The sequence below is a fragment of the Synechococcus sp. H60.1 genome (assembly GCF_047462335.1).
Lineage (GTDB): Bacteria > Cyanobacteriota > Cyanobacteriia > Thermostichales > Thermostichaceae > Thermostichus.
The window spans coordinates 1-5,825 of the sequence record NZ_JANSJA010000213.1; the positions used below are offsets into that span (position 1 = coordinate 1).

5 protein-coding genes are annotated in these 5,825 nt (G+C 63.1%); 4 read left to right on the forward strand and 1 reads right to left on the reverse strand.

Features of this window, described 5'->3' with window-relative positions:
- A partial coding sequence (locus tag NW852_RS10680; RefSeq protein ID WP_414426726.1) for a cytosine deaminase occupies positions 1-1,269 on the forward strand: 1,269 nt, incomplete at its 5' end.
- On the opposite strand, the gene NW852_RS10685 is transcribed toward NW852_RS10680, so the two are convergent.
- Positions 1,266-2,435: a lipid-A-disaccharide synthase-related protein gene (locus tag NW852_RS10685; protein ID WP_414366601.1), complete on the reverse strand. Its 1,170-nt coding sequence runs from the start codon at positions 2,433-2,435 to the stop codon at positions 1,266-1,268. The two genes, NW852_RS10680 and NW852_RS10685, sit on opposite strands and share 4 nt — an antisense overlap.
- A 127-nt stretch (positions 2,436-2,562) precedes the next feature.
- Between NW852_RS10685 and NW852_RS10690 the strand changes: the two genes are divergently transcribed.
- From NW852_RS10690 to NW852_RS10700, 3 genes are all read left to right on the forward strand, one after another.
- Positions 2,563-2,868: a hypothetical protein gene (locus tag NW852_RS10690; RefSeq protein ID WP_414366606.1), complete on the forward strand. Its 306-nt coding sequence runs from the start codon at positions 2,563-2,565 to the stop codon at positions 2,866-2,868.
- A gap of 67 nt (positions 2,869-2,935) precedes the next feature.
- On the forward strand, positions 2,936-3,985 hold the full coding sequence (locus NW852_RS10695; RefSeq protein ID WP_414371546.1) for a thiamine phosphate synthase: 1,050 nt from the start codon (positions 2,936-2,938) through the stop codon (positions 3,983-3,985).
- 130 nt (positions 3,986-4,115) lie between these two features.
- On the forward strand, positions 4,116-5,657 hold the full coding sequence (locus tag NW852_RS10700) for an AAA family ATPase (RefSeq protein WP_414366604.1): 1,542 nt from the start codon (positions 4,116-4,118) through the stop codon (positions 5,655-5,657).
- Positions 5,658-5,825 lie beyond the last annotated feature (168 nt).

The following is a 5,825-nucleotide window of genomic DNA, read 5'->3' on the forward strand; positions in this document are numbered from 1 at the left end:
GGGGCCGCGCCTAACCGGGAGGGCCTGGTGCTGCTGGATCTGGAAATAGAGGCGGGGAGAATTGCTCACATCCAATCAGCCAATGGGATCCCACCTCAGGGGATCGCGAGCGTAGATCTGAGGCGGGGCCAGGTGTGGCCCTGTTTTGTCGATATCCACACCCACCTGGACAAGGGGCACGTGTGGCCGCGCACCCCCAACCCCGACGGCACGTTTGCCGGGGCAATCCGAGCCGAGCAGGAAGACTGGGCCAAAATGGAGCGGGCCTACGCCGGCAGGCACGAAAAACTTTGGCAGGATATCTACCGCCGCTGCGACTTTGGCCTGCGCTGCAGCTATGCCCATGGATCCCAGGCGGTGCGCACCCACCTGGTCTGCAACGGCCCCCACGCCCAGGTGAGTTGGGAGGTGTTTGCCCAGTTGCGGCGAGAGTGGGCGGGCAGACTGGAGCTGCAGGCAGTGACGTTGACCCATTTGGACTTCTTTCTCACGCCGGCAGGGGAGAAGCTGGCGGACAAGGTGGCAGAGCTGGGCGGGATCCTAGGTGGAGTAGCGGCGATGGGGCCGGAGCTGGATGAGCAGTTGGAGCGGGTGTTTGCCCTGGCCCAGGAGCGGGGGCTGGATCTCGACTTCCACACCGACGAGACGGAGGATCCGGGATCCCTCACGTTGAGACACGTGGCAGCAGCAACCTTGCGCCATGAGTTTTTCGGCCAGGTGGTGTGCGGCCATTGCTGCAGTTTGGCGGTGCAGCCACCGCAGGTGGCCCACCAGACCATGGCCCTGGTCAAAGAGGCGGGGATCGCCGTGGTCAGCCTGCCCATGTGTAACCTCTATTTACAAGACCGCCGCCCCGGCCACACGCCCCGCTGGCGGGGGGTAACGCTGCTCCATGAGCTGAAGGCTTTGGGCGTGCCGGTGATGATAGCCAGTGACAACTGCCGGGATCCTTTCCACGGCTTCAGGGATCACGACGGCCTAGAAGTGTTTCGGGAGGCCACCCGCATCCTGCACCTGGACACCCCCTACGGGGATTGGCCGCAGGCCATCACTGCCACCCCGGCCCGTAGGATGAGCTTGGTAGAGGCCGGACAAATTGGGGTGGGCCTGCCGGCAGACTTGGTGCTGTTCAAGGGCCGGGGGTTTGACGAGCTCCTTTCCCGACCTCAGCACGAGCGGGTGGTGCTGCGCCAAGGCCAGCCCATCGACACGGCGCTGCCGGACTACGCAGAGCTGGACAACCTGATGGAGGGGGTGGGGCGGGCTTAGCCAGCAGGGTTGGAGAGCCAGGCTTTAATCTGGGCGGCAATGCGCTGAGCAGCGCCAGGGGATCCCATACGCCGCTGCCCGTGGGCCCGCAGTTGGGCGGCGTAAGCGGGATCGCTGGCCAGGCGGTCTAGAATTTGGCAGAGCACGGCAGGGGCCTGCTGGGGTGAAGTGAGGTGGACGGCGGATCCCAGGAGACGGGTTTGAGCTTCGGCAAAGCGGGGGGTAAATTGCGGCCCCTCCCCCGGCAGGGTGACCACCGGCTTCCCCAAGCCCACACATTGTTCGGTGGCCGTCCCCGCCATGGCCAGCACTGCCGTGGCCCGGTGGGCACAGGTGCCGAAATCTCCCCACACCAGGAGCAGGTCGCGGCGCCAAGAGGGGATCTTCTCCTGAAGAGGTGCCCGCTCCAGGTTGGGGCTGAGGGCGGCGTAAACTTGGATTTCCGGCGGCAGTTGCTCGACCACCTGCATCATCAAGGCCCAGTTGCGGTAAGCCTCTGGCGGGCGGGATCCCGGCAGCAGCAGCACCGCAGGCCGGTCGGGATCCAAAGGCAATTCTCCCCGCGGCTCCAAGTCATCCATCATCGGGTTGCCCAGGTAGAAAGCCCGGAGGCCCCGCTTTTGCAGAGCGGTGGCCGTCAGCTCATCTCGCAAGAAGGAGCCGCGACAGCGCCTACGGGCCATGAGCCAGCGTTCCCAGGGCAGATAATCGGAAACCGGCTGTCTCAGCCAAGCGCGGCGGTAGGGCCCTTGTTCGTCCCGCCAATAATAGTCCGACTTGGCTGTGCCCACAAAGACGTAGGGGCTGCCGCTCCACCAGGCCATTAACAAAGGCACAATGTCCCCCACCGCCAGCACCAGCTCCACTTGAGCCGCCGCCTGGCGAACCAAAGCCAATTGCCGCCCGGTCAGGCCCAGCAAGCCAGCACGCAGATCCCGCCACAACTGCCGCCAATCTTGATAGATAAATCCCCCCGAAGGCATCACCTGGGTCAGGGGCAGCAGCGGGATGCCGCGGCGGCAATAGGCGGTGCCTTCCCCCACAATCGGCAGGGCTTGCACCGAGATCCCCAGGCCAGTCAGGGCCAGGGCGATGCGACTACCTACCTCATCTTCCCCGTGGCCATTGCTCAGGCACAGCACCCGCGACAAATTCTGTGGATTCATTGGCTAGAGGATGGGGGTTCAACTCTGAAGTGTTGCCGCCTCTATTCGAGCTAAACGAGCAGAACTTCGTAGCCTACCCAAAATCTCCCCTTAAAATAGAGCCAACCTGCGAGGGGAAGCCAGGGTGATGATCCGCAATGAGCGACAACGAGCTGAGTTTATTGCAGCGGTGGAAGCTTTGCACCTGGAAGGCCCTTACTTCGTCGAGACCCGTCTTACCCGTCAGCGAGGGCATTTTTGGCGGGCGGTGAAGGATGTGGCCGCCGGCCAGCCCTGGTGGGAGATCCGCTACTTTCCTGCCTGCGAGTGCTACGCTTGGGCCTACCTGCCGGAAGGGATCGGCCCCCGCGAGTTTGCCTGGGGACACACGCCGCAGCAGGCTTTCCTCAACGCCCTTTGGCACCAGCCTGCTTCCTTTGCGGACAAAGGCTAGGGCAGGGGCCAGAAAAACCGTTTCAACTTACAGTAAAAAAAGATTAAAACTCCCACACGCAGGGGACATGAAACCGCAGGCCGTCGCCCGTATCCTGGATGCCAACCTCGACCGAGCTCGTGAGGGATTACGGGTGCTGGAGGAGTGGTTTCGCTTTGGCCTAGAAAACGGCGAGCTGGCTGGCGAATGCAAGGCCATGCGCCAGGCCCTAGCTCGTTGGCACAGCGACCCGCTGCGGTTGGCCCGCGACACCGCTGCCGACCCGGGCACCCAGATCTCCCATCCCCAGGAAGAGGAGCGGCGGGATCTTGGCCACGTGTTGCAGGCCAATTGCAGCCGCGTCCAGGAGGCGCTGCGGGTGGTGGAAGAATACGGCAAGCTGGCTGAATCCCACCACTGGTTGGCCCCAGGGCTGGCCAAGCTGGCCAAAGAGATGCGCTACCGCCTCTACGTTCTAGAAAGCGAGCTGCTGGAGGGATCCCTGCGCCGGCGGCTTTTGGCAGCTCGCCTCTACCTAGTCACTAGCCCAGTGCCCAACTGGCTGGAGGTGGTGGAGAAGGCGCTGCGGGGGGGGGTAACCTTGGTACAGTACCGCCGCAAGAACCTCCCCGATAGGGAGATGCTCTGGGATCTCAAACAGCTGCGGCAGCTGTGCGACCGCTATCAGGCGTTGATGATTGTTAACGACCGGGTGGACTTGGCTTTGGTCAGCCAGGCGGACGGCGTGCACCTAGGCCAGACAGATCTGCCGGTTGCCCAAGCCCGGCAGCTGCTGGGATCCCAGCGTCTTATTGGCCTCTCCACCACCAACGCTGAAGAGCTGGCCCAAGCCCTCAATAGTGGCGTGGACTATATCGGCGTCGGCCCTGTCTATGCCACTCCCACCAAAGCAGAAAAACCCCCTGCTGGTCTGGAGTACGTGCGCCTAGCCGCTGAGAAGGCCCATCTGCCCTGGTTTGCCATCGGCGGCATCGATCTCCACAACCTGGCCGAGGTGCGCCAGGCAGGCGCCAGCCGCGTAGCTGTGGTGCGGGCCCTGATGGAGGCGGCGGATCCCACCCAGACTGCCCGCGCCATGCTGGCGGAGCTGCAAGGGATCCCTGCTCTATCCTGGTAAGGAGAACCCCACTGTTTTCTCATCGATGGCAGAAGCCGCAAAAGATCTCAAAGAGCTCCCCGATCGCAATCGGCAAGGCAGCGGGGATCCCGGCTTGAGCGGGATTGCCACCGAAGTGCAAGGGGAACTGATGCGGGAGCTGGATCTGATGATCCGGGCCCGCTACCCCCTGATCTACCTGGTTTCCCCCGAAGAGGAGCCGGCGGACGCCGTGCTCGTGCAAGTAGCCAAGAGAACCGATCCGCCGCGGCGGCTGCTGTTTTGGGATTTGGTGCGGGGCTGGCAGGATACTGGCGAAGACCGTGGCTCCATCATGGCCGCCCTAGGGCGGGTGTGGCGCTCGGCTCCCCAGGAAGACACCCTGTTTGTGCTGCGGGATCTGCACTTTGTGCTGCGCAACGCCAGCAGCGACAAAAATGCCCCCATCCTGCGGGAGCTGAAGAACCTCAGCCGCGAGCTCAAGCGCACCCGCAAGACGCTGATCCTGCTCAGCCACACTCTGGAAGTGCCCAGCGACTTAGCCGAGGAGATCACTGTTGTCGACATTCCCCTGCCCAACAGCGAGGAGATCAACCGCCTCATCCAGCTCTACGTGGCCCCGGAAAAACTCAAGCTCAGCCCTCTAGGTCGCGAGCAACTGGTCAAGGCCTGTCAGGGGCTGAGCCGCGAGCGCATCCGCCGCGTCTTGGCCCGCGCCTTGGCCGCTAAGCAGGAGGTGAACGAGGCCGATATTGACCTGGTGTTGGAGGAGAAAAAGCAGGCCATCCGCCAGACGGGCATCCTGGAGTTTTTCACCGCCCGCGAGACCCTGAAAAGCGTGGGCGGGCTGGACAACCTCAAAGCTTGGGTGCGGGTGCGCCAGGAAGCCTTTACCGAAGAGGCGCGGCGCTACGGCCTGCCCAACCCCAAGGGGGTGCTGCTGGTGGGGATCCAGGGCACCGGCAAGTCTCTCTCGGCCAAGACCATCGCCAATGAGTGGCGTCTGCCCCTGCTGAGATTGGATGCCGGGCGCCTATTTGCCGGCATTGTTGGCGAATCGGAAAGCCGCGTGCGGCAGATGATCCAACTGGCGGAGGCCATGGCCCCCTGTGTGCTCTGGATTGACGAAATTGACAAGGCCTTTGGCAACATCACCAGCGGCGCCGACGGGGATTCGGGCACCAGCCGCCGGGTGTTTGGCAGCCTGATTACCTGGATGCAGGAGAAAACCAGCCCGGTCTTCATCGTGGCCACAGCCAATAACGTGCCTTTGCTGCCGCCGGAGCTGTTGCGCAAGGGCCGCTTTGACGAGATCTTCTTCCTCAACCTGCCCACCGAAGCCGAGCGCAAGGAGATCTTCCGGGTACACCTGCAGCGGTTGCGCCCCAGCCGCCTGCGGGAGTTTGACCTCGATGCCTTGGCAGCGGCTGCCCAGAACTTCAGTGGCGCTGAGATTGAGCAGGCCATTGTAGATGCTATGTACAACGCCTTTGGGGGCAGCGGCAGCGGCGCTCGGCGAGACTTTACCCAGGAAGACATCCTGCAGGCCATCCGCGAAACTGTGCCCCTGGCCTCCATTGCCCGCGACCAGATCGAAAGTCTCAAGTGCTGGGCTGCCCAAGCAGGCGCTAGAACTGCCTCCCAGGATGCCCAGGTGCTGCAGGAGATGAAGCAATGTTTTGCGGCTTCGTAGAGGGAATCCCCAAATCTTCTCGGCTCGAAGGAAGCAAGCGTTAACACTCCTGCCAACTCGCAGTCCACAAACCGACGCGTAAAGGCGTTGTCAAACCGCCCCTCCCCCGTTCCTTGAGGCAAAGCCCCAAGGTTCTGCTTACTTTCTTCAGCAGGTTGGGCCGGAACC

Bases quoted from the DNA above. Each gene is read 5' to 3' on its own strand.
- NW852_RS10685 (WP_414366601.1), bottom strand. From the start codon at position 2,435: ATGAATCCACAGAATTTGTCGCGGGTGCTGTGCCTGAGCAATGGCCAC.
- NW852_RS10690 (WP_414366606.1), top strand. From the start codon at position 2,563: ATGATCCGCAATGAGCGACAACGAGCTGAGTTTATTGCAGCGGTGGAA.
- NW852_RS10695 (WP_414371546.1), top strand. From the start codon at position 2,936: ATGAAACCGCAGGCCGTCGCCCGTATCCTGGATGCCAACCTCGACCGA.
- NW852_RS10700 (WP_414366604.1), top strand. From the start codon at position 4,116: ATGCGGGAGCTGGATCTGATGATCCGGGCCCGCTACCCCCTGATCTAC.